The 21,224-nt window shown below is 60.0% G+C and carries 15 protein-coding genes; 10 read left to right on the forward strand and 5 right to left on the reverse strand.

What is annotated here, in order from left to right; translation table 11 throughout:
• Window positions 1-119: 119 nt before the first annotated feature.
• Window positions 120-2,084 carry an FAD-dependent oxidoreductase gene (locus HX824_RS23535; protein WP_177055156.1) on the reverse strand — a complete coding sequence of 655 codons (1,965 nt, stop codon included), beginning with the start codon at window positions 2,082-2,084 and terminating at the stop codon, window positions 120-122.
• Between the two features lie 234 nt (window positions 2,085-2,318).
• On the opposite strand from HX824_RS23535, the gene HX824_RS23540 reads away from it, so the two are divergent.
• The 6 genes from HX824_RS23540 to HX824_RS23565 all read left to right on the forward strand — a co-directional run bounded on the left by HX824_RS23540 (window position 2,319) and on the right by HX824_RS23565 (window position 9,676).
• Window positions 2,319-2,660 (forward strand): FKBP-type peptidyl-prolyl cis-trans isomerase, encoded by a 342-nt coding sequence (locus HX824_RS23540; RefSeq protein ID WP_003211564.1) that lies wholly within the window; start codon window positions 2,319-2,321, stop codon window positions 2,658-2,660.
• A gap of 12 nt (window positions 2,661-2,672) precedes the next feature.
• Window positions 2,673-3,275, forward strand: a complete 603-nt coding sequence (locus tag HX824_RS23545; protein ID WP_177055158.1) for a GNAT family N-acetyltransferase — start codon at window positions 2,673-2,675, stop codon at window positions 3,273-3,275.
• Between the two features lie 560 nt (window positions 3,276-3,835).
• Window positions 3,836-4,552, forward strand: coding sequence for an MgtC/SapB family protein (locus HX824_RS23550; RefSeq protein ID WP_003211562.1), 717 nt, complete (start codon window positions 3,836-3,838; stop codon window positions 4,550-4,552).
• Between the two features lie 293 nt (window positions 4,553-4,845).
• Complete coding sequence (locus HX824_RS23555; RefSeq protein ID WP_003211560.1) at window positions 4,846-5,472, forward strand: response regulator transcription factor; 627 nt, start codon at window positions 4,846-4,848, stop codon at window positions 5,470-5,472.
• 1 nt (window position 5,473) lies between these two features.
• Complete coding sequence (locus HX824_RS23560; protein WP_177055160.1) at window positions 5,474-9,109, forward strand: transporter substrate-binding domain-containing protein; 3,636 nt, start codon at window positions 5,474-5,476, stop codon at window positions 9,107-9,109.
• Between the two features lie 135 nt (window positions 9,110-9,244).
• Window positions 9,245-9,676 carry a chemotaxis protein CheY gene (locus tag HX824_RS23565; RefSeq protein WP_177055162.1) on the forward strand — a complete coding sequence of 144 codons (432 nt, stop codon included), beginning with the start codon at window positions 9,245-9,247 and terminating at the stop codon, window positions 9,674-9,676.
• On the opposite strand, the gene dkgB is transcribed toward HX824_RS23565, so the two are convergent.
• From dkgB to HX824_RS23585, 4 genes are all read right to left on the reverse strand, one after another.
• Window positions 9,673-10,476: a 2,5-didehydrogluconate reductase DkgB gene (dkgB, locus tag HX824_RS23570; RefSeq protein WP_003211554.1), complete on the reverse strand. Its 804-nt coding sequence runs from the start codon at window positions 10,474-10,476 to the stop codon at window positions 9,673-9,675. The two genes, HX824_RS23565 and dkgB, sit on opposite strands and share 4 nt — an antisense overlap.
• 292 nt (window positions 10,477-10,768) lie before the next feature.
• Window positions 10,769-12,379, reverse strand: a complete 1,611-nt coding sequence (locus tag HX824_RS23575; protein WP_177021669.1) for a hypothetical protein — start codon at window positions 12,377-12,379, stop codon at window positions 10,769-10,771.
• Window positions 12,380-12,444: 65 nt separating this feature from the next.
• The gene (locus HX824_RS23580) at window positions 12,445-14,181 is read right to left on the reverse strand and encodes a hypothetical protein (protein ID WP_177009740.1); all 1,737 of its coding nucleotides are present in this window, start codon (window positions 14,179-14,181) and stop codon (window positions 12,445-12,447) included.
• On the reverse strand, window positions 14,178-16,004 hold the full coding sequence (locus HX824_RS23585) for a tyrosinase family protein (RefSeq protein ID WP_177055164.1): 1,827 nt from the start codon (window positions 16,002-16,004) through the stop codon (window positions 14,178-14,180). Before HX824_RS23585 ends, HX824_RS23580 begins: the two co-directional genes overlap by 4 nt.
• Window positions 16,005-16,163: 159 nt before the next feature.
• On the opposite strand from HX824_RS23585, the gene HX824_RS23590 reads away from it, so the two are divergent.
• The 4 genes from HX824_RS23590 to HX824_RS23605 all read left to right on the forward strand — a co-directional run bounded on the left by HX824_RS23590 (window position 16,164) and on the right by HX824_RS23605 (window position 21,223).
• Window positions 16,164-16,628 carry an Lrp/AsnC family transcriptional regulator gene (locus HX824_RS23590; protein ID WP_032899475.1) on the forward strand — a complete coding sequence of 155 codons (465 nt, stop codon included), beginning with the start codon at window positions 16,164-16,166 and terminating at the stop codon, window positions 16,626-16,628.
• A 519-nt stretch (window positions 16,629-17,147) separates the two neighbouring features.
• Window positions 17,148-17,741: a transposase gene (locus HX824_RS23595; RefSeq protein WP_087694077.1), complete on the forward strand. Its 594-nt coding sequence runs from the start codon at window positions 17,148-17,150 to the stop codon at window positions 17,739-17,741.
• 59 nt (window positions 17,742-17,800) lie between these two features.
• Complete coding sequence (locus tag HX824_RS23600) at window positions 17,801-19,399, forward strand: ShlB/FhaC/HecB family hemolysin secretion/activation protein (RefSeq protein WP_008430334.1); 1,599 nt, start codon at window positions 17,801-17,803, stop codon at window positions 19,397-19,399.
• A gap of 24 nt (window positions 19,400-19,423) precedes the next feature.
• Complete coding sequence (locus tag HX824_RS23605) at window positions 19,424-21,223, forward strand: DUF2341 domain-containing protein (RefSeq protein WP_177055166.1); 1,800 nt, start codon at window positions 19,424-19,426, stop codon at window positions 21,221-21,223.
• Window position 21,224 lies beyond the last annotated feature (1 nt).

Consider the following 21,224-nt stretch of genomic DNA (forward strand, 5'->3'; position numbering starts at 1 on the left):
ATTTTTATTCAGCCAGAAGTGGCTGGATGTTTATAAGAGGCGACCTGATGTTTAAATGAAAGTCGGACGCGTCCGATAGCAATGTAGTTTGCTTCTGCCAAGGCTTTTGCATGGTGTGTTTATTTTGCTGGGGGTGAATACTCTGTTTTGTATTCTGGATAGTCTTGCATTGAGAATCCTCCATTGAAGAGGGCGCCAGTTCTATTGCAGATATTTATGACGGTATCTATTGCGCCCCTGAAACAAGGCTCTGTCCATCCGGCATCTACTGAAAAAGATTCGCCGCAGAGGTAAAGTCCAGACTTGAATGAGTAGTCCTTATTGTATTTCATTAAGCTGACAGCCTCATAGTAGGTCCCTGGTCTGTACAGTTTTGCGCATCCCAATGAGTTTTGGTCATTCATCCAGCGTTGCACGATGGCCTGCTCGTGGCCGATGTATGGAGAGATTTTTTCTTGGATGTTAGTGGATTTAACCAGGATTCTATCCAGCTCTTCTATGCACTTGGTTATTAACTCTTTGTCACTTAGTGAAGATAATTTTGTTGCGTCATCTTCCCAGGTGTAGCTCAAGAGTATGCAGTCGTAGGTGTGATGCTCGTTATAGCGATAGGTATATACATCATGTATGAAACTGTCGGTAACGATGGCTTGCGGGATCTTCGTGTTTTTGGACAGGAAGGTTTTTTTTAACGGGGCGTACACTTTGCAGCTGGTTTCCCAGTGAGCAGTTTTATAGGCATTTATCGTGTCGTAAGGGAGCATCTCTTCATCGAAACCCTCAAGCAGTATTTGTGTTTCGATTATCCAGGAGGGGAGCGTGATGATGACCGAGTCGAAGTCGGCATGGCAGACTTCAGTTTTTTTGGGGTTACTAGCATTCCAATGATAATAAACGCGCGTTTTCCCATTTCTCAGCTTTTCCAGTTTTTTTACTGGAGAGTCAGTCAGTAATCCATCCGTCTTCTTGAGGCTGAGGTCATACACGGAGTCGCTTATTTCAGGAGTACTCATAAAGAGCAGACATTCTGCCAAGGCCCCGAGACCTTTGTAGCTGGGCTTATTAAACTCTAGTCCCCGAGAGTCAAAAACGGCCGGACTTCTCAGGTGCGGCGAGTCGACTGCCTCGCCATCCAGTTTGACCCGGCCATGAATTAGCTGGAGGTGACTGCTGAAACCAAAAATCGCAGTCCGCAGGGGATAAAGCGAGCAAATGTCATAAAATGCTCCCCAACTGCCATCGCCTATTCCAATTGCATAGAACACAGCCGACTCTTGCGTCGTCATGCCCATGCCACCGAAGTCACCGGGGCGTTCCTTGTGCCAAGACTCAATAACCGGCATTTTCACTAAATCCCTAAACGAGATACTTTCGTATTTTTCAACTACTCTGGTCCAAAATAATTCCCATTGCTCGCTTCCGTATAATTCCGCAACTTTCTGAGTCATACGGTTCGCAAAGTTTCGCCATTTTGCAGACACTGCACTCAGGGTCTCGCCAGGTGGAGGCGTTATACCATCTTTGTTTTTCCAGATCAGCATGGTGGGCTGACTACTATTATCTATACTCCCTTCGCGTAAGTAGATCCCGGTTGATGTGACCCACGGGCTTCCCGGATTTGGGAAGTTTGAATGAACAAGATCAAACGCTTTGGTGTAATAGGCCATCATGGATCGGCCTTCAGTGGGGTTTTCATCAGATCGATTAAAAAAGGGCATACGCATCGCGCCCATTTCAAAGGGCGGTCGTCCTGTATTGTTGGAGCGCTGTCCACCAAGAACGGTAAGGTGTCTGCCTCCGATTCTTTTGGATTTCTCGATCAGGGATATGTCTTTAAAGCCGCAGCGATACAGTTCTCTTGCTGCAGTAAGGCCTGTGATGCCTGCCCCGATGATACATATTTTGTGGTCCAAATGAGGCGCCTTTGCAATTCCGCCTTTTTGCTCCACTAAGGCTCGATAATCGAAGCATAAGTCTGGTGGGCCAGGAAAACGGCCCCGCCATTTATTTCTGGTAGATCTCTTTTCTCTGGAAGCGCGGGCAGCAATATCAGCCGGGTAATTGAAGTCTGATCCTATGGTCATACAAGTCATCCTTGATGTTCTATGTTTCTGGATAGTTAGGCTGCTCGTTGTATCGAAGAAGATAAATAGGTGGTTTGTATTTTTTTTACGTACGTTTTCGTGATTTTTTGTAGGTTGGTGCATTCGAACTGGCAGGCTATTGGAGAAAACGAGGTATGTGGGCTTGCCAAATGCGTTTGACTCTGGGAAAACGCCCATTTGGCGCGATCCGCGCATTACACAAAACGAGAAAAAATGAGCACCGAACTGGAAATCACCGACATCCGCCTCGGCGACGGCAAAACCGTGGTCAAAGGCGCCCTGATCACCACGCAATACACCGGCACTCTGGAAGACGGCACGGTGTTCGACTCCTCATGGGAACGCGGCAAGCCGTTTCAATGCGTGATCGGCACCGGTCGCGTCATCAAGGGCTGGGACCAGGGGCTGATGGGCATGAAAGTTGGCGGCATTCGCACGTTGTTTGTGCCGGCGCACCTGGCCTACGGCGAGCGCTCGATGGGGGCGCATATCACGCCCAACAGTAATTTGCGGTTTGAGATTGAGTTGCTGGAAGTACTGACGCGGGATGATTGAGGGGCGGTGAACATGGATGTTGTTGAAGCAGGGGAGTTGCCGCGCAGTTCGATAGCGGGCATTCGGGTGGTTGAGCTGACCCTTGAGGATGAAGCCGAGTTGCAGCGCTTTTTCGAAGCAGCCCCGGAATATTTTCTCGCGGTCAACGGTGAGCCAGCCACACCCACGGAGGCTCGGGATGAGTTGACTCTTGAACTGCCCGACACCTGGAGCTACACGCGGATGTATTGGATTGGCTACCGCAATGCCGAAGGGCAGTTGGTTGCGGTGGTGAATGTGGCGTCGGATCTGTTGGCGGTCGGGGTTTGGCATATCGGGTTGCTGTTGGTGGCCACGCCGTTGCATGGCAGCGGTTTTGCGCGGCAGTTGCATGCCGATTTCCAGGATTGGGTAGTGAGCCTGGGCGCACGCTGGTTGCGGTTGACGGTGGTGGTGGGGAACGTCAAGGCTGAGCGGTTCTGGCCCCGGCTTGGGTATGTTCAGGTGCGGACTCGGGATGGCATCGAGATGGGGCGGCAGGTGAATCGGGTTTCCATTCAGGTGAAGGCGTTGGCGGGTGGGGTGATCAATGAGTATTTGGCGCTGGTGGAGCGTGATCGACCGTCTTCTGCGTAGCAGCTGTCGAGCCTGGGAGAGGCTGCGTTCGGCGACTCGGTGGAGTGTCTGGCTTGATGATCGCAGTGCGGCCGACAGCTGCTACGGGGGGGAGAGCTGCGCAGTGGTGCGTACCTGAACCCTCCCTGAAGAACCTGCCCAAACCCATCGGGTAAATTTTCCTACGGTTTACTCTCATTAATTCGGAGCGTAAGCTTCGCGCGTTTTCATCAATAGCGGAGACCCTCAGTGGGTACTTGTTCGAGTGACAGTCGTCGGCCGGTCTCGATAACCGGCACATACTTGGCAAGATAACGCGCATTTTTCCGATGCCGTTGTCTCGCCCAGAAGCGAGAAGCGGCATTTCGATGGCGGCCAGTCCTGGCCCGATTCCGAATTCCCTCTCATCGACGCTTAACAGTACGGGATGCCTTGCATCACGGTACTGCGGACGCGCCTGTCGTTTGCGACGGGCGGGCCTGTCCTGTCGTGCCCGTGACTCAATCACGGCCCAGGATGGTCGTACCTGGCCGAAGGTTTCCTCGCGTAAGTTTGGCTGGTCATGAATAGGGAAGACGCCTATGCAAGCAATCAACAACATCAACCTCAACTCGCTGATCGACACGCTGGTCAGCCTCACCGCGGCCTTCATTCTCGGTGGCCTGATCGGGTTTGAGCGTCAGTACCGCCAGCGCACGGCGGGGCTGCGCACCAACGTGCTGGTGGCGGTGGGAGCGGCGATTTTCGTCGACATGGCCAACCGCCTGGGCGGCGCCGAAGGGGCGGTGCGGGTCGTGGCCTATGTGGTCTCGGGCATCGGTTTTCTCGGTGCCGGTGTGATCATGCGTGAAGAAGGCAACGTGCGCGGCCTGAATACTGCGGCCACGCTCTGGGCGTCGGCGGCGGTGGGTGCCTGTGCCGGTGCCGACCTGATCCTCGAAGCGCTGCTCGGTACGCTGTTTGTGCTGGCGGCCAACACGCTGCTGCGCCCGATCGTCAATAACATCAACCGCCAGCCACTGGACGTGGTGTCGGCCGAGGTGACCAACATTCTGTATGTGGTGGCCCGGCGTACCCAGCAGAAGGCGGTATTGGCCTTGCTCGAAGCCGAACTTGCTCGCTGCAACTACCCGGCCAGTGATGTGGACGTACGTCCCTTTGGTCCTGAAGAGGTGGAAATCGAGGCGACGCTGGCCGTGACCTCGGTAGACGGTGACGAACTGGATGCGCTGGTGGCGCGTATTTCCACTTCAGCCCTTGTGGTGCAAGCGTTCTGGAGTCCGAGTACCACCGACTAGGCCGCCTTGGCGCCCCCGGGACCGGCTCTTTACTATGCTTATGGTGAGGAAAATTCCTACATTCAGCTGGGACTATCCCTTCAGTTGTTACGCCGTTCCATTGGTAAGGTTGCGCGCTTGCGACTAGCCAGGCACGCAGGTGCCGCCTACCTAGTGTTATGCGCTGTTCAAATGGAGGGACCCGACTGCTGCTTGTAGGACTGTTCAGTTCCGTTCGTCGGAACTGTCATTTCTCACAGGTAGATAGGTCCCGTGTGATGTGTAACGGTACTGAATCCTCCCAGGGGAGCCTTATGAGCAAAGCTTTAATCGTGGATGACCATCCATTTATCCGCGCAACCGTCCGCTATCTGCTGAAGCAGGAAGGCTTCGACACGATCTTCGAGGCCGGCAACGGCGCCGATGCCATGCAGATTGCCCGGGAGGAACGCCCCGAACTGATCATCCTCGACCTGGCGATGCCGAAGCTGGGTGGCCTGGAGGTGATCAGCCGGATCAAGGCGCTGGGCCTGCCGTGCAAGATCCTGGTGCTGACGTCCTACCTGGCGGTGTTTTTTTCCACCCGCTGCATGCGTGCCGGCGCGATGGGGTTTGTCGCCAAGACCGGCGAGCTGGATGAGCTGCAAAAAGCGATCAAGGCCGTGATGTCCAACTACAGCTGCTTTCCGAGCCTGCCCACCAGCTCGGTGCGCCGCGACGATTTGCAATCCACCGAGCAGGACCTGGTGGCAGAGCTTTCCGACCGCGAGCTGACCGTACTGCAGAAGCTGGCGCTGGGGTTGGGTAACAAGGAAATTGCCGAGGACATGTTGCTCAGCCACAAGACCATCAGCACTTATAAAACCCGACTGAAGGAGAAGCTGCGGATGTCGTCGGTGGTGCATTTGTCCAAGTTCGCCCAGCGCAATCATCTGATCTGAAATGATCAACTTTCGGGTCTTGTGGCTCAGCGCAAGTGTGCTGCTGGGCGCGCTCTGCACACAAGGCCTGGCGCTTGGCGAGCCGCGCACCCTGTATCTGTTGGGGCATTCCGTCATTGAAACGCCCGCCGTACGGCTGCATGAAACGCAGTGGAGCTGGCTGCGCGAACGGCGCCGGTTGTTGATGGGGATCTCTGGGCCCGACTACGCACCATTCGAGTTGAGCACCAGCGATGAACTCGAGGGGATTACGGCGGATTACGCGTCGCTGATCGCCGATGCGCTGAACATCACGATAGAAGTGCGCCGCTACGACAATCGCGATGAAGTCATCACCGCGCTCAAGCGTGGCGAGGTGGATTTTGTGGGATCTGCCAACGGCTACGAGGCGGCAGACCCGCAGCTGGTACTCTCGCGCTCCTATGCCATGGATCAACCGACCCTGGTCACCCGCACGGGTGACAGCCAGGGCCTGAGCAGCGACCTGGCCGATAAACGTGTGGCGATGTTTTATCACTACATGCAGCCTGACGCGGTGCAGGCGTTTTACCCCAATGCCCGGATCCAGCTGTTCCCTTCAACCTTCGAGGCCATCGGCGCGGTTGCGTTCGGCCATGCAGATGTTTACCTCGGCGATGCAATCAGCACCAACTACCTGATCAACAGGAACCACCTGAACAACGTCCGCATGGCCGACTTCTCGTCACTTGAGGTCAATCCCTTCGCGTTTGCATTTTCCCGGGACAACGCGCGCTTGCTGCCGATCATCAACGCGGCACTGGCGGTGATCCCGGTCAGCGAGCAGATGGAAATCCTGCGGCGCTGGAGTGCCGGCAACCTTGGGTTCCTGGGGGCGGACCGGTTGCGCTTGAGTGCCAGTGAACAGCGTTGGCTGGACAAGAACCCGAGGATCAAGGTCGCGGTACTCGACAAGTTCCTGCCGGTTTCATTTATCGACAAGCAGGGCGCGTTCGAAGGGTTGAGCGCCGAGGTGCTGGCCCGCATCAGCTTGCGCACGGGATTGAAGTTTGACTTCATTCCCGGCACCTCGATGCTCCGGCAAATCGACAGGGTCAACACCGGTGGTGCAGACATGATCGCGGTGGTCACCCCCAGCGTCGAGCGCACGGACAAGGTACGCATTACCCGGCCTTACCTGACCAATCCGTTTGTGTTGGTCAGTCGCATTGATGACGGCAGCCCCCTTACCCTGGAAGACATGGCCGGCAAGCGCCTGGCGCTGATTGGCAGCAATAGCCTGCAGGAGGGCATCGCCCAGGACTATCCGAGCATCAAGTTCGTGGACGTCGAGAACCCCGAGCACGGCATGGAGCTGGTGGCCGATGGCGGTGCCGATGCCGCCGTCAATACCTTGATCAGCGCCCGCTACATGATTGCCCGCGAGTACCGTGACCGGTTGCGGATCACCAGCACGGTAGGGTCCGAGCCGGCCCGCATAGCCTTTGGCGTCAACCGCAGCCAACTGGAGTTGTATTCGATCCTCGACAAGGCGCTGCTGAGTATTACGCCCCAGGAAATGGACGAATTGGCTGGCCACTGGCGTAGCGAGGTATTGGTTGAAGACAGCTACTGGGCGCGGCACCGCAATGCGATTATTCAAGGTTTCAGCCTGGCGGCGCTGCTGTTGCTGATCACCCTCGGCTGGGCGATTTATCTGCGTCAGCTGATACGCAAGCGCGTCGAGGCCGAACGGGCACTGAGTGATCAGATGCGCTTTATGGGCGTGCTGATCGACGGCACGCCCCATCCGATTTATGTGCGTGATCGCCTGGGCCGGCTGATGGCGTGCAATAGCGCTTACCTTGATGTGTTCGGTTTCAAGCTGGAGGACGTGACCGGTAAAACCGTGGTCGAGACCGACACCGGCAATCGCCCCCAGGCCGAGTCTTTTCATCAGGATTACCTGCGCTTGATGGAGCGGGGCGAGCCACAGATCCAGGACCGCGTGCTCAAGGTGCCGGGCGGTGCGGTCCTGACCATCTACCACTGGATGCTGCCGTACCGCGACGGTAATGAGCAGGTGGTGGGCATGATCGCCGGCTGGGTGGATGTCAGCGAAAGGCAGCAACTGCTCGGCCAGTTGCAGGAGGCCAAGGAGGATGCCGACGCGGCCAACCGCGCCAAGACCACGTTTCTCGCGACCATGAGCCATGAAATCCGCACGCCCATGAACGCCGTGATCGGCATGATCGAACTGGCCCTGAAAGCCGCCGAGCAGAACCGGGCCGACCGCGATGCGCTGGAGGTGGCCGCTGATGCGTCACGGGGCATGCTGGAATTGATCGGCGATATCCTCGATATCGCGCGTATAGAATCGGGCCACCTGTCCCTGACCCTCGAGCCTTCGAACCTGCACGAGTTGCTGGCGTCGGTGGCGCGGGTTTTCGAGGGGCTGGCGCGGGCCAGGGGCCTGGTACTGCAGGTGGAGCTCGACCCGCTGATTGATCGGTACGTGCTGGTGGACCCGATGCGCTTCAAGCAAGTGGTGTCGAACCTTTTGAGCAACGCGATCAAGTTCACCCCTCACGGCCGGGTGCGGCTTGGCGCGTCCGGCTCGTCGGCGATTGCCAGCGGCTACTTGAACCTCAGGCTGTGGGTGGAAGACACCGGCATTGGCATCAGTGTCGAAGACCAGAAGCGCCTGTTCAACCCGTTTATCCAGGGCAGCAACACTGCGCAATCGGCGCGCAGCGGTTCGGGCCTGGGCCTGGTCATCAGCCGCAACCTGTGCGAGATGATGGGGGGACAATTGCAATTGAGCAGCCTGCTGGGGCAGGGCACTCGGGTGGATGTCACCCTGGAGCTGGCAGTCGCCGACACCACGCTGATGCCGCCCGTACCGGTTGCCGTGGAAACTCCGCCGGCCCACGCGCTGAACATTCTGGTGGTGGATGACTACCCGGCCAACCGGCTGCTGCTGGCCCGGCAACTGAGCTTCCTGGGACACCGGATCACCACCGCCGAAGATGGTGTCGAGGGGCTTGAGTTGTGGCTGTCCGGGCATTTTGACGGGGTGATTACCGACTGCAATATGCCGTTCAAGGACGGTTATGAGTTGGCGCGGGATATCCGCACCCTTGAGGGCGAGCGTGGCCTGGCGCCGTGCCTGTTGCTGGGGTTTACCGCCAACGCCCAGCCCGAGGAAGCCGAGCGCTGCCGGCAGGCGGGCATGGATGGCTGCCTGTTCAAACCCACCGGGCTTGAGGATTTGCATGCGGCCCTGGCGCGGCGCACGGCCACACCTTCGGTGGCGCCCGGCACCACGGATGAGCTAGCGGCAGGCTTTGACTTGAGCCACCTTGAGAAACTGACCGGCGGGGATATCGACGCGGTGAAGGAGCTGCTGGCGCCCTTGCTCGACAGCCTTGAGGCAGACCATGGGCAGCTGGTGAACCTGCAACGCAAGGCAGACTTTGCCGGCCTGCATGACCTGGCCCATCGCACCAAGGGCGGGGCAAAGATGGTCAAGGCCCATGCACTGATGGTTTGCTGCGAGGTATTGGAAAGCGTTTGTGAACGTCAGGCCCGCGACGAATTGGCCAGTGCCGTCGATGGCATGGATGAAGCGCTCGCGCACCTGCACCACGCGCTGTCGGGGTATTGCAATCAGACTTGACCGGTGCGGAGGGGTATTGAGCTGTTTGGGACAACTCCTACGTGAAGGTGGAACAAGCCTTATTTAGTCTTCGGAATATGTCTGGAAAATAGTGCGTCCAGTCCTTCACGAGCGCTTCTTGCTCAGGTGTTCGCCATGCCAAACAAAGCACTGACCCTCCTGATCGCCGATGAACAGCATCTGCAACGACTGTACATCGAAAAAATGCTCAACCAACTGGGCTACTACCGCATCGTTCCGGTGCAGACGTTCGAAGAAGTGCGGATCCTCACGGCGATTCCGGCCAGGCCGTTCGATGTGCTGATCATCAACGCCGGGCTGGCAGACAGCGACGGCGGGGTGCTTGCCTTCCAGGAACAGCACCCGCAGATTCGCCATGTGCTGGTCTACGATATCCGCGAACTGGGCACGCCGTCCGCCGCACCAACCCTGCTGGTGCGCCTGCCGGGTACGCCGGACAGCATCAACCTTGAACACTTCATGGACATCATCGACCCGCCGTCAGCCACCGACGGGTTGCGGGTGTTGCCGTGGCTGCGGGAGTTGTCCGGCAGCCCTGCGGCTTAGTCCCAGTTCGGCGCGATGCCTTTGGGGCTGGTCAGCCGATGGCCACGCTCCAGGGCGGCGATCTGCGCCATGTCAGCGTCACTCAGGGTCAGGTCCAGAGCCTTGAGGTTGCTGGCCAGGTTGGCGCGCTTGGTCGAGGACGGGATCACCGCGTAGCCCAGTTGCATGGCCCACGCCAGGGTCACTTGCGCCGGGGTTGCCTGATGACGTTCGGCGATCTGCTGGATCACCGGGTCCTTCAGCACTTCGCCGTAGGCCAGGGTCATGTAGGAAGTGATCTGGATGCCATGGGCCTTGGCAAACTCCGCCACGGTGCGGTTTTGCAGGTACGGGTGCAGTTCCACCTGGTTGGTCGCGATGTGCTCGGCACCGACGGCGGCAATTGCCTGCTTCATCAGGTCGACGGTGAAGTTGGAAATACCGATCTGGCGGGTCAGGCCCTGGCGCTTGGCTTCCAGCAACTGGCCCATGAACTCGGCGACCGGTACCTGGTCTTCCGGCGATGGCCAGTGTATCAGGGTCAGGTCCAGGTAGTCGGTCTGGAGTTTGCGCAGGCTTTCCTTGAGGCTGGGAATCAGCTGGCCTTCGGCGAAGTTGGCGATCCAGATCTTGCTGGTGATGAACAGCTCGTCCCGTGGGATGCCGCTGTCGGCGATGGCCTGGCCGACGTCGGCTTCGTTTTCGTAGATTTGTGCGGTGTCGATGACGCGATAGCCCAGCTCCAGGCCGGTGCTGACGGAGTCGATGACGACCTGGCCTTGCAGGCGGAACGTGCCGAGGCCGAATGCGGGAATGGACATGAGTGACTCCTGAAGTGATGTGAACAATGGAGTCGAGTATCGGCCTCTCGTTCCTTCGGAAAAACCGCTGAATCCGAAAAGGACTCTTTACCAAAAGTCATGAGTGGCCGGTGGGTGGCCACACGATATCCCTCGAGAGCGGTCTTACCGGGTAGATGCGGGGGCTGTCGGACATTTCGGGCGTTACTTGATAAGGGGCGCCTCTTTTTACCAGCAGGAGCTAGCGCAAGGACCAAATGCTCAAGGCCTTACAGCACCGAGAAACCTTGAGCAGCGGTCTGAACAGTCGAGTTCAGGGTGAACCGTCCTTGAGGGTCTGGAAGGCTTTTACGCGCTTGACCAGGCTTTTCTTGCTGGCCGAATCGGCACTGTTGAACAGGAACGAAAAGTCCGAGGCCAGGGTCGAGCTGCCGGCGATGGTCGCGTACTGATGACAGGCATTGCAGTTATCGCCCTGGACGTAGGTCTCCAGGGTGGTGTTGGCCACCGGTACGTTGCCCTGGCTGATAAACGGCCCGTAGGACAGCGGCACTTGCGCACTGACACCCGGTTCCGGCTGGGTGGGCGGGTTGGGGGTGAGGGTCCAGAGTACGTTGATCAGTTTGTAGTACTGGAACACCGACTTGCCCTGGCTCTGCTGGGCAAAATTGGCCTGCACCGCGCCGTTAAGCGCCTGCAGTTCAGTGGGCAGCGGATGTTCCCGGGTGGTCTGCACGGGTTGGTCCCGTGGAAACGGCTCGGTGCAGTCGCGGTCCGGATGCTGCTGCTTGCACTGGATACGCGCCACGTTCGGCGTGCATTCGGGGCCGGTGCCGCAGTTCGGGTTGTTGAAGGCAAAGCTGTCGGGCGGCGTTTGTTGTGGCGGCACCTGGTTGGGTTCCGGCACGTTGTCCACTTGCTCGAAGGTGGTCCAGATGAAGTTGGGCGAGGCCTGGGTCTTGTTGATGATATGCAGGCCCACCAGGCCCACCACCTGCTGGGTGCACTGCAAGGTGGCCGGGTTTTTGAGCCAGGCGACGGTGGTCAGGTAACGTCCGTAGAGCTCGGGTTTGCCGGTGAGGATTCGCCATGCTGCCTTGACCTCCAGAGCTCCCAGTTGCTCCTGCGGCACCGGGTTGGGCGGCAGCGAGCGCATGGGTTCACCGATGGGCAAGGACAGCCCGCCGGGGTTCTGGTTGTCGAGGTTCTGCGCGACTTTCAGCTGGTTGGCCGCGTCGTACAGCCCTTTGCTGACGATGTAGTCGAACTCGGCCTTGCCGACCTTGCGTTCAAAAAACACCAGGTTCTGCGACTGGTCCGTCAGCCAGCCGCCGGAGGCTTCCATGATCGGGTCCGGAATCGAGGCCAGGGTGCCGCTGGACAGGTGAAACCCATGCCGCGCGTTGATCGCGCTTTCGGAGGTGGCGGTCATGAACTTGCGCGCCCCCACCGACATCGCCCTGAGGCTGCCCTGGGTGCTGCAATTGGACGGCACCAGGGTTTGCACGCCCCAGCCGGTGGGCGCGGGCGCGCCGGGCAGGAAGATATCGTTGGCATCCTTGTAGCTGGCCCATACCGGCGCCACGCTCATCGGCTGCCCGGAGGCAGTCGGTACGCCGAATTGCGCCAGGGTACTGTTCATGTCCGGCTCACCCGCGAGGGCAGGCGTGGCTGGCCAACCGGGATTCACCGGCCAGTTCAGGGCAATGAACAACTGCCAGCCAAAGCAATTCATGAAGCTCTGGCCGGTGGCGTTGAAGTTGTTGATCGGCAGGAAGCCGCCGCTTTTCGGGTTGAACACCAACTGTTGCTGCACGCAAGCGTCGGCGTCGGAAGTGGGGGATGCGTAGGCGGCCTGCATGGCGAACAGGCTCAGCACCACACTGGTCAGCAGCGATAAAACACTCAAGCGTAACCTGGACATCATCGCGCTCCTTGCAAGCAGGTAAAGCCGCACCCTGGGTGGGTGCGGCTGATGGGCTGTATCAGTCAGGCGCCAGGCACCAGCGCCAATCCGGATTCCCACGGGTGTTCCGCCGCGCTGGGGTTATCGGCTTCGACCGGGTTGAGGGCGCGCACTGTCACCAGCCCCGGTGCGGCAGTGGGGCTTACGGTGATGGTCAGCAGGTAGCCCTGGGTGCCACCGGAGTTGGTTTGCCCGGGGATGGCCGAGGCATCCGGCAGGAACTTTGTGACCTGCGCCGTCACCCCAGGATTGGAGAATTGCACCCGCGCCGTCTCGGCGGTGGTCTTGAGGTCGGCGCCTTGCACCACCAGGGCAAACTGCCCGCTGGTGCCGGGTGCCAGCCAGGCCGGCAGGTCGGTGGGTGACTGCCCGTAGAACAGGTCCAGCGGCAGCAGCTGTACCGGCCAGGGTTGCACGCCGTTGACCCGGTCCGTCACGCACGGGCAGGAATCCGGCGTCGGGCTGATGGGCGTGGTTGTCACACTCAGGCCCACCAGCAACTGCTGGGCAATCACCCACACGTAGTCGATCGGCTGGCCGCTGATGGTGATGTCGTTGATCGAGAACCCGGCGCTGACCGGCACTTCAAACACCGCTTGCAGAATCTGGTCGGAGCCGTTGGCGGCGGACTTGGCGGTGCCACGGGTGATTTTCCAGTACTGGCTGACGTCCTGGCCCTGGGGGCCTTTCCACGCCGAGAAGTCGGTGGGTTGTTGCAGGTACAGGCCGATGGGGTTGGTCAGGGAGAGCCGGTTATTCACTGCCACGCTGTTGGCCGAGAAACCGATATGCGGATCGGAGTTGCGGTAGTTCTGCCCGTATTGCGCGCAGCAGATCAACGCCTGGGAATTCTGGCTGCTGCTCAATGGCCGCAGGATGGTCGCCGCGGCAGCCAGGTACACCTCGGCGCTCAGGGTGTTGGGGCCGGAGGTCAGGTGCATCGCACCGCCGTATTGGCCTGGCACACAGGCGGTGCCGGCGTTCCATTTGTTGACGGTGTCGTAGGCCGGTTGACCGGTGGTGGGGTCGATGACCGGATCGCCGGCCTTACCGGTCGGGCAGTCGGCGGTGTAGCGCAGGTACAGGTCTTCGAGTTGCACCTGCGGGTCGATGTAGTCGCGATACAGCCCCAGTACAGCAGTCGGATCGATGCGCCACATGGCCAGGAAATACGCCGGGTTTTCGCAAGTGAAGGTGATCTTGCGCATGTTGCCGTCGGCATCGCGCACGATGGACCACTCGCAATATTCGTCAAGCCAGCCACGGGGGCCCGAAGGCGAGAAATCCTTGTACTTGCCTTGCCAGTCGATGCTCGGGCAGCGAGTGACGGGGAGTTGCAGCAGGGTGCCTTGCTTGTTCGGGTCGTAGAGCATGTACAGGGTGTTGTTGATCGTAATCTGGCCGTTGTCGGTCAGCTCCATCACCTGTTGCATGGACATGGCCTTGCCGCCCAACTGTGGAATCACCGCCGTGCCGTTGTTGTAGAAAAACGTCCACAGCCGATTGGGGAAGGGCGCCCAGGTAATCGCCGGCGGCGTGGTGGGGCCGTAACCTTCCACCAGTGGGTTGTAATAGCCCGAGCGCGGCGCGTCATTGAGGCCCGACCACGGGTTGCCGATGATCGCAGACTGGGTCCAGCCGGTGAGGTCGTTGTTCCAGTCGGTTTCAAACTGCGGCAACTGGTTTTCCAGGCCCAGCTTGTTGTAGTCCTTGGGAGCTTGCCCGGCGGGAGAGGTGAATTGTTTGAAGGGTGTGCTCATGTCGATTCTCCAGGTGTTGTTGTGGTGGAAACGGAGCAGCAACCGGCACTGGGAGCAGGGCCGGCGACGGTTTGGCGCGGGTCGTCCCACACCAGTTGGGCGATAAAGCCAGGCAGCGGCGCGTACTCTTGCGGCGTCAACACCCGGGCACTATCGAGATGGGTCACCACCACGGATAACTGCGTGGTGTCAGTGGGGCGAAGGTTCAATACGGCAGCAGTGCGCGCGGCATTCAGCGCGCGTGACACGCCATGGGTGATGCAGCGGCCCTTGTCATCCACCAGGCCCATGCCGATGCGACTGAAGCGCCCGACATAGTGCGGATTGTCGGCGCTCACCTGCTGCGGCGTGGCGTCGGGCTGGTTGAGGAATACGTCGATCAGGTAGGTGTCGTGGGTGCAGCGCACATGGTCGAACACCACCCACGGGCCCAGGCTTGCGGTTTGTTCCTGCGCTTGCATCGGCGTCGAACTTTGCTGGCAGCAGGCTTTTGCGGCCGGGCGGCGGGTGCCAAAGGGCGGGGCGACGGGCACACCGTAGTCATAGCCGATATGCCGACTGTCCTGGGCCATGTCCCCCAGGGTGGTGTAGCGCCAGGCGTCGGCACTGGTGAAGGTGACATCGTCGGCCTCGCTGCCGGCAAACGGCTGGAGCAGGCACTGGGTGGTGTACTGCGCTGCCGGGTGGGCGCGGATCCAGACCTCCAGCATCCGGTCGATATTGGCGTGGTAGGAGCTGAACACCGGGTCGAACGCGGTGTAGGCGTTGTCAGCCATGTCGCCGCCGATCCAGCCGTGATAGTTGTCGTGGGGCTGCTCGTAGAGCCCGTCGAAATTCAGCGCGCGGTTGGGGTACAGGTCATCTTCCTGGGGGGGATCAAACACCGGGATGTTCGCCCAGGGATAACCTGGCACGCCCTGGGGCTGGCTGAAGGTGTTGAACTTCAGGGCATCGACCACCTGTTGCTGGAAAATCCGGCTCATGCCGTACAACTGGGTGCGTTCGACGCGCTGCGTCTCGCCCTGGGTGTAGAACAGCGGGTTGCGTTGCACGAAGCGGCAGTCCACACCCGGTACCCCGGCCTTTTCACAGACCTTCGAACAGCCGTCCTTGGCAGCGGCGTAGCGCAACGGATTAGGGCGAACCTCGCCGGTGTGCGGGTGCACGTAGGTTTCATCGAGAAACGCCTGGGGCAAGCCGGCCTGGGGGCTGCCGTCGACACTGGCGTCTTCGGCCATCCAGTCCCAGTAGGGGATGGGGCAGTCGATCAGCGCTTCCAGGTACAGCAGATAGGCCCGGTGCCACAGGGCAAACGCTTCCTGGTAATGCAGGCACCAGTTGGTGTGGATATAGGCGTAACGCTGCCACGGGGAGCCGCTGTCGGCGTTGGCCACCTGCATTACGTCATCGAGGCGTGAGCGGTACAGGTTCAGTTGTTCCTGTGTCAGTGCGCGAATGTCCTGGCGCACGCGTTTGACCGGGTGAGGCAGGTCGGGTGGGGGGATGCGTTCTGCCTCGTCGAACGGTGAGGCGGGAGTGAGGCGCCAGCCCTGGTTGACCCACAGCCTGAAGGTTTCCAGCGCGTCGATGGGCCAGAACTGCTGCTGGTCGAGGGTCAGCGGCATGCTGCGGGAGGCCAGGTGCTGGTAGATGGTTTCGGACCAGGTCTTGACGGAGGCGGGGTCTTCGAGGAATACGAAGTAGGCGTTCATGCAGCCCACCCAGGAGGCGGCGACGGCGGCGCGTTGCTCTTGGGGGATCCAGTAGGGGGCGCTGAATAGGCCGTGGATATCGGTGGCCCATGTCGGTTTCGCGACTATCATAAGATCCCTCTCATGCGGCCCCGGTGCCTGATTTGGCTGGGCTGCTAAGCTGGATTGATGTTAGTGCGCCACCGCGCAGGATTTGTGCAAATTGGTGGGTGTTTACGGTGGATTCATTGCAGTTTTTTCAAGGAAGATATGGAAAAAATGACAGATGCCATGGATTTGAAGATTCTGGGGAAATTGCAAAGGGATTGCAGTCAGAGTCTGGAGTTGTTGAGTGACAGTGTCGGGCTGTCTTCAACCAGTTGTTACCGGCGTATCAGGCGGTTGGAGAGTGTCGGGATCATCAAGGCCAAGGTGGCGGTGCTGGATGAGCGCAAGCTTGGGATTCAGGTTACGGCGTTCTTCCTGATCAAGCTTGATAGGGACAGCAATGATATCGACCGCAAGATGCAGCATATCCTGGCGAGTCATCCGGAGATTCAGGACTGTTATCTGCTGACCGGGGAGTTTGATTTTGTGATGGTGGCGAAGTTTCGGGATGCCACTGAGTACACTGATTATATCTATCGGTTTTTAGAGATTTATCGGGATATTCCGATTCGTACTTATTCGTCTACTTTGGTGGTCAGGACGGTTAAGAAGTCTTATGAGTTGCCGTTGCCGGGGTCTTTGGTTTGAGTACATATCCGTTTCTTCGGTAACGGCCGCTTATGGTTCCGCTCTTACAGCGGGTCACTTTTGGCAAACGCCCGGAATGCCGGCCCAGCCAAAAGTAACCAAAAGGTCTCTGCTCCACCACTCGGTGCCTCGCCTAGGCTCGGCATGCCCGCACTCCGTGGTTCTGCTTTTCTGTGGGAGCTGGCTTGCCTGCGATGCAGACAACTCGGTTTTTCAGATACACCGAGGCGATGCCATCGCAGGCAAGCCAGCTCCCACATTTGAACCGTGCCCGCTTTAACTTTTGATTTTGCTTCACAACACTCCAAAAGTGAGCCGCTGTAAGAGCGGAACCAATACCAGCCCTGACCGCAGCAACGGATATGCCCACCTCACCCCGCCCCAAAAAAGAAGCTTTTATGACAAAAGTTCGGTAGTCCCCAGCGACCCCCGTCTTGGCTATGTAACGCGCTCAACACCGCCAAAAAAGGCGACGTCAGAGCCGCAAGCAGGATGCCAGGAGTGGGGCGAATGGGAACTATGGAACGTTACTCGAAAGTCGGCATGCAGGAGCTCGACCAGCGCCTGTCAAAGATCGTCGAAGCCGCACGCAAAAAACCGGTCTCGGTCTACCGCTATGGCGCACCGTGGGTATGGATCGTCTCCCAGGACGACTGGCAAGGCGCGCTCAAGGAAGTCTCCAGCTACATCCCCGCAGGCCATTCGCTGGTCTTGTTGCGCCCGCAGATCGACGACATCCTCGACCTCCACCGCGACCTGCTCCAGGCCCAACCCGGCACCCAGATCGCCCCCCAGACCGTCTTGCAGATCCTGCTGCTGCAACTCCTGTACTCAGTCCCCAACGAACAGCAACTGCACGAACAACTCAACTACAACCTGCTGTTCCGCTGGTTCGTCGGCCTCGACCTGAACCAGAAAGTCTGGGGCATCAACCTCCTGCAACGCGACATCGCCACGTTCCTGAACAACCCGCAGGCGGTGCAGTTGATCCAGAAAATCATCGGTGAAGTGTTCTGTGGCGCCTTGCTGCACATGCCGGAGTTCTCCCTGAACTTCGCCCTGCTGCACACCTGGCTCGCCCGGCACGGCAACACCTCGATATCCAGCAATTGAACAGGCCAAACGCCGGGCAAACGGCGACGGCAATCATCTTGAGTAAACCAGGGGGCGGTGTGGAGCATCTGTTCAAATCAACGCTGGCGCTGTGCTGGCTGACGCTGGGTGCACTGGCGCAACCGCTACAGGCCGAAGAGCAGGGCACCCAGCCCGAGCCTCCGGCACGGCTGGTGGACGTCAACGAGTACTTCGTGCGCGGCAACACCGTGCTCGACGCTCGTGCGATCGAAGAGGCGGTGTACCCGTTTCTCGGCCCGCAAAAGACCCTCGCCGACATCGAAGGCGCCCGGGATGCCTTGCAGAAGATCTATCAGGCACGCGGCTATCAGTCGGTGTTCGTCGAACTGCCGGAGCAGAAGGTCGATGACGGAATCGTCTACCTGCAGGTCAGCGAAACCAAGGTCGGGCGCGTCCGCGTGGTAGGCGCCAAGCACTATTCGCCGGTGGAAATCCGCGACGAAGTACCCGGCTTGAAGGAGGGCGCGGTTCCGGATTTCACCAGCGTGCAAACCCAACTCGCCGGCCTCAATCGCAGCGCCGGGCGGCAGGTCACGCCGCTGGTCCGCGAAGGCCAGCGCCCCGGCACCATGGACGTCGACCTGCAGGTGGAAGACCAGAACCCCTGGCACGCCAGCCTCGGCCTGAACAATGACTACAGCGCCGACACCAAGGAGCTGCGCAGCGTCGCGACCCTGGGTTACGACAACCTCTGGCAACTGGGCCACAGCATTTCCCTGACGTACTTCACCGCACCCCAGGACAGCGACAACGCCAAGGTCTGGTCGGGCTCCTACACCGCGCCGCTGACTGATCGCTGGAGCCTGCAGTTCTCCGGTTATCAGTCCGACAGCAACATCGCCACCATCGGCGGCAGCAACGTGTTGGGCAAGGGCCATTCCTACGGCGTGTCGGCGATCTACAGCCTGCCGGCCAGTGGCAATTGGGCCAATTCGTTCTCTGCCGGGGTCGACTTCAAGGACTTCAAGGAGCAGATGAAGTTTGGCGGCAGTACGGACGATATCCCGCTGAAGTACGCACCGCTGACCTTTGGCTACAACGGCTACCGCTACACCGAGCAGTCGCAATTGGGGCTGGGCTTGAGCCTGGTGGTGGGTACCCGCGCGTTCTTCGGCTACGGCAGCGACGCCGAGGAGTTCCAGTACAAGCGTGACAAGGCCAGCCCGAGTTTTGCGGTGCTCAAGGGTGACCTGAATTACACCTACACCTTCGGCAACGACTGGCAGTCGGCGTCCAAGGCCGGCTTCCAGCTGGCCTCGGGGCCGCTGGTGTCCAACGAGCAATATTCCGCTGGCGGCGCTACGTCGGTACGCGGGTATCTCGCCGCCGAACGCACCGGTGACGAAGGCTACCTGTTGTCCCAGGAGCTGCGCACGCCGTCCCTGGCCAAGTTTCTCGGCAGCTACGTGCAGGAGTGGCGCTTCTACGCGTTTGCCGAAGGCGCACGCCTGCGCCTGCATGACCCGCTGCCCGAGCAGGAAGACGAATACAGCCTGGCCAGTGTCGGCCTCGGCACCCGCGCCAGTTTGAGCAAGTGGTTGTCCGGCAGCCTGGATTGGGGCTACCCGCTGCTTGAAGGCCCAAATACCCAGAAACAGGACTCGCGACTGCACTTCAGTGTGCAGGCGACTTTCTGACCCCTTTTTTCGGAGACTCCTGACATGCAACGCCTATTTCTGAGCCTGTTGATCTGCCTGGGCTTCGCGCTCCCGGCCACCGCCCATGCCTGGTGGCAGGACGATTGGCACTACCGTAAACAGATCACGGTGGACACCACCTCCCAGGGCGCAGCCATCAGCCAGGCCCTGGGCCGCACTGCGTTGCTGGTGCGCCTGCACACCGGCAACTTCACCTTTGACGGGGTCAAGGACGACGGCGCCGACCTGCGCTTTGTCAGCGCCGATGACAAGACCGTGTTCAACCACCAGATCGAAAGCTTCGACCCGCTGATGGGCATGGCGCTGATCTGGGTCGATGTGCCCAAGGTCGAAGGCGGCCAGCGCCAGGACCTGTGGATGTACTACGGCAACCAGAAGGCGCCGGCCACCGCCAACGGCCAGTTGACCTTCGACCCGAACTACACCGCGCTCTACCACTTCGACGGCGCCAACGGCACGCCGCCCCGGGACACCACGGCCTACGGCAACACTGCCGTAAACGCCACCGGTGCGAGCATCGACGGCGTGATCGGCCGGGCCTTGCAGTTCAGTGGCCAGCCGTTGCTGCTGCCAGCCAGCCCGTCGCTGCAACACGCAGCGGGCGGCGCCTTCACTTTCAGCGCCTGGTTGCGGGTCGACCAGGCCAGCGGCGAGCAAGTGGTGGTGGCCCGTCGCGAGGGCGCCCACAGCCTGTTGCTGGGCTTGAACCAGGGCATGCCGTTTATTGAAATCGACGGCCAGCGCGCCGTCTCGACCCAGCCGCTGAACCCCGGCCAATGGCAGCACCTGGCGTTCACCGCCGAGGGCGACAAGGTCTCGCTGTACGTCAACGGCCGTGAGACCGCGACCCTCGCAGTGGTGATGCCGGCGTTCAATTCGCCACTGGCCATCGGTGCCGATTTGCCGGAAGCCGCCGGCGGGCACCTGCCGTTTACCGGGGCCATGGACGAACTGCGCTTGTCCAAGGTCGCGCGCCCGGCAGCCCTGTTGCTGGCCGATGCCACGGCCCAGGGCGCCGAGTCGAAACTAGTGGCCTATGGCGTGGATGAAGAACAGTCGGGCTTCGGCTTCGGCAGCCTGGGGTTCCTGCTCAAGGCGGTGCCGGTGGATGCCTGGGTGATCATCCTGGTGCTGGTGGGGATGATGTTCCAGTCGTGGTTCATCATGCTCCGCAAGAACCGCCAGGTCAGTCGCGTGAGTGCTGCCAACGATATCTTCCGCGAGCAATTCGCACAGATCGGTACGCGCCTGGAGATGTACTACGACGACGCGTTACTGGCTGAGCGCCTGACCCATTCCTCGCTGTGGCGCCTGTACCGGGTCGCGGTCAAGGAAATCCGCACTCGCCGCGCCCAGGGCGCCGACACCTCGTCGGTCTCGGCAGCCACCATCGAAGCCATCCGCTGCTCCATGGACGGCGTGCGTACCCGGGAAAACCAGCAACTCGGCGCCAAGCTGTCGACCCTCTCCAACGCGATTGCCGGTGGCCCGTATATCGGCCTGCTCGGCACCGTGCTGGGGATCATGGTGGTGTTCCTCGGCACGGCGATGGCCGGCGACGTGAACATCAACGCCATCGCCCCGGGTATGGCGGCGGCCTTGCTGGCCACGGCCATGGGCCTGTTTGTCGCGATCCCCGCGCTGTTTGGCTACAACCGCCTGATTACCCGCAACAAGGAAGTCAGCGCCGACATGCGCGTGTTCGTCGACGAGTTCATCACCCGCCTGGCGGAGATGCACGGCGAGAGCCAGCACAGTGAAGCGGCGCACCGTCGCGACCACCACGCCCACGTCCCGGCCTGAG

It is taken from the genome of Pseudomonas sp. D4002 (genome assembly GCF_013385665.1).
Taxonomy (GTDB): Bacteria; Pseudomonadota; Gammaproteobacteria; order Pseudomonadales; family Pseudomonadaceae; genus Aquipseudomonas.

What these genes read in the sequence shown, in the direction of transcription:
- HX824_RS23535 (WP_177055156.1), bottom strand. Translation starts at nt 2,084, where the DNA reads ATGACCATAGGATCAGACTTCAATTACCCGGCTGATATTGCTGCCCGC.
- HX824_RS23540 (WP_003211564.1), top strand. Translation starts at nt 2,319, where the DNA reads ATGAGCACCGAACTGGAAATCACCGACATCCGCCTCGGCGACGGCAAA.
- HX824_RS23545 (WP_177055158.1), top strand. Translation starts at nt 2,673, where the DNA reads ATGGATGTTGTTGAAGCAGGGGAGTTGCCGCGCAGTTCGATAGCGGGC.
- HX824_RS23550 (WP_003211562.1), top strand. Translation starts at nt 3,836, where the DNA reads ATGCAAGCAATCAACAACATCAACCTCAACTCGCTGATCGACACGCTG.
- HX824_RS23555 (WP_003211560.1), top strand. Translation starts at nt 4,846, where the DNA reads ATGAGCAAAGCTTTAATCGTGGATGACCATCCATTTATCCGCGCAACC.
- HX824_RS23560 (WP_177055160.1), top strand. Translation starts at nt 5,474, where the DNA reads ATGATCAACTTTCGGGTCTTGTGGCTCAGCGCAAGTGTGCTGCTGGGC.
- HX824_RS23565 (WP_177055162.1), top strand. Translation starts at nt 9,245, where the DNA reads ATGCCAAACAAAGCACTGACCCTCCTGATCGCCGATGAACAGCATCTG.
- dkgB (WP_003211554.1), bottom strand. Translation starts at nt 10,476, where the DNA reads ATGTCCATTCCCGCATTCGGCCTCGGCACGTTCCGCCTGCAAGGCCAG.
- HX824_RS23575 (WP_177021669.1), bottom strand. Translation starts at nt 12,379, where the DNA reads ATGTCCAGGTTACGCTTGAGTGTTTTATCGCTGCTGACCAGTGTGGTG.
- HX824_RS23580 (WP_177009740.1), bottom strand. Translation starts at nt 14,181, where the DNA reads ATGAGCACACCCTTCAAACAATTCACCTCTCCCGCCGGGCAAGCTCCC.
- HX824_RS23585 (WP_177055164.1), bottom strand. Translation starts at nt 16,004, where the DNA reads ATGATAGTCGCGAAACCGACATGGGCCACCGATATCCACGGCCTATTC.
- HX824_RS23590 (WP_032899475.1), top strand. Translation starts at nt 16,164, where the DNA reads ATGGATTTGAAGATTCTGGGGAAATTGCAAAGGGATTGCAGTCAGAGT.
- HX824_RS23595 (WP_087694077.1), top strand. Translation starts at nt 17,148, where the DNA reads ATGGAACGTTACTCGAAAGTCGGCATGCAGGAGCTCGACCAGCGCCTG.
- HX824_RS23605 (WP_177055166.1), top strand. Translation starts at nt 19,424, where the DNA reads ATGCAACGCCTATTTCTGAGCCTGTTGATCTGCCTGGGCTTCGCGCTC.